This is a genomic window from Acetobacter estunensis (assembly GCF_011516945.1).
Lineage (GTDB): Bacteria > Pseudomonadota > Alphaproteobacteria > Acetobacterales > Acetobacteraceae > Acetobacter > Acetobacter estunensis.
Genome location: NZ_WOTH01000092.1, coordinates 1 through 1,663 on the forward strand (window position 1 = coordinate 1; position 1,663 = coordinate 1,663).

Sequence of the window (1,663 nt, forward strand, 5' to 3'; positions counted from 1 at the left end):
CAACATCAAAGAAACCAGGCTGCTTCATCTTCCACCATCCCCAATCAACGCCGAAGAAATGGAATCACACAGAACAGCTCAGAGCCAAGGGTTTTTCGAACCCTCCAGGTGAGTAGAATTGGTTATGCTCGTGTCAGCACGATTGGCCAGGCTCTTGATATGCAGATTCAAACGCTCAATGGTTGTGAGTGTCATAAAGTTTTTCGTGAGAAAGCAAGCGGAGCCGATGTTGAACGTGTGCAGTTACGTCGTCTTATAAAAAACCTTTCCTATGGAGATACAGTTGTTGTCACTCGGATTGACAGGTTGGCACGTAGTACATTCGACCTCTTTGCCATTGTAAAAGAAATTATCCAGAAGGGAGCGCAGTTTTACTCCTTGGCGGAACCTTGGGCCGATACGACAACAAGTACTGGTCGTTTGATGCTTGCTGTTTTAGGCGGGCTAGCGGATGTTGAGCGGGATCTGATCCGAACCCGTACGGCCGAAGGTCGTGCGAGAGCTGTGCAACTTGGCGTAAAAATGGGACGACCGGCAAAAGTCTCAGAGCTTCAACGACAAGATATTATTAGGCGTCGTCAAAATGGAGAGTTTTTAAAAGATATTGCTGAGGCTTTTGACGTTAGTGTCGGCACAGTGTCGCGGATTACAACTGGAGCAGACAGCCACAAAAGCCGTAAAAATAAAAAGACTCTTTAACAGTAATTGCGAGAAATACTCTTGTGTTGGCTACCGACGAAAAACGGTTACCTTCTTCGGAGAAAGTGCATTTATGTATTAAATAGAATATAGTCAGATTGGGACAACCCGGAGCCACGGTGTATCAAGGCCTGCATGGTGGTTTTTCCGGGAGGGTTCAAATGGGACAGCGCGCGGTCATCTATTGCCGGGTTTCCACGGCCGATCAGTCCTGCGTGCGCCAGAAGGACGAGCTGAAGCGGTTTGCTGAACGTGCGGGCTATGAAGTGCTGGACGTTTTCATGGAGACCGGCTCTGGCGTTCGAGTGGATCGGGCCGAGCGTCGAAAGGTCATGGCACTGGCCCAGGCCCGTAAAATTGACGCCATTCTGGTGACGGAGCTGTCCCGCTGGGGGCGTTCGACTATTGATCTCATCTCCACGCTTCAGGAGCTGGAGAGCTATCGTGTTTCCCTGATCGCCATAACGGGGATGACGTTCGATCTGGCAACACCACATGGACGGATGCTGGCGACGGTTCTGGCCGGGATTGCAGAGTTCGAGCGGGATCTGATCAGCAAGCGGGTGAAGTCCGGTCTGGCCGCCGCCAGGGCGCGAGGGAAGATTCTCGGCCGACAGAAAGGAGAGCGGCCGAAGTCTGACCGTCTGGCTCCGAAGGTTCTGGCGTTGGTGGCCGAAAAGCGGAGTTATCGGTGGATCGCCCGCGATCTGGGAATCAGCAAGAACACTGTCGCTGCCATTGTGCAGCGGGAAAGATAACACGTCACTGTGTTTATGTGTTAACACATAAACATGATAGCATTATATGGGTGCTAACGGCATCGGTCTGAGACATGCGGAATATTGGGTTCGATTAGGGTTTGTGGGGATTCACATGAGGCTTGGGTTATGATTCAAGCTTCGGATGGAACGCTTTGTGCTGACAGACGCCCAATGGGCGCTGATTGAACCTCATTGCCTTGGCA

At 51.4% G+C, this 1,663-nt stretch carries 2 protein-coding genes; both read left to right on the forward strand.

Going from position 1 to position 1,663, the window contains the following annotated elements:
- The first annotated feature begins 108 nt into the window (after positions 1 to 108).
- The gene (locus GOB87_RS16375) at positions 109 to 699 is read left to right on the forward strand and encodes a recombinase family protein (RefSeq protein WP_166319159.1); all 591 of its coding nucleotides are present in this window, start codon (positions 109 to 111) and stop codon (positions 697 to 699) included.
- A gap of 161 nt (positions 700 to 860) precedes the next feature.
- Entirely contained in the window at positions 861 to 1,457 is a 597-nt protein-coding gene (locus GOB87_RS16380; protein ID WP_166319162.1) for a recombinase family protein, read from the forward strand.
- Positions 1,458 to 1,663 lie beyond the last annotated feature (206 nt).

Excerpts from the sequence above, each read along its gene's own strand:
- GOB87_RS16380 (WP_166319162.1), top strand. The coding sequence starts at position 861 with ATGGGACAGCGCGCGGTCATCTATTGCCGGGTTTCCACGGCCGATCAG.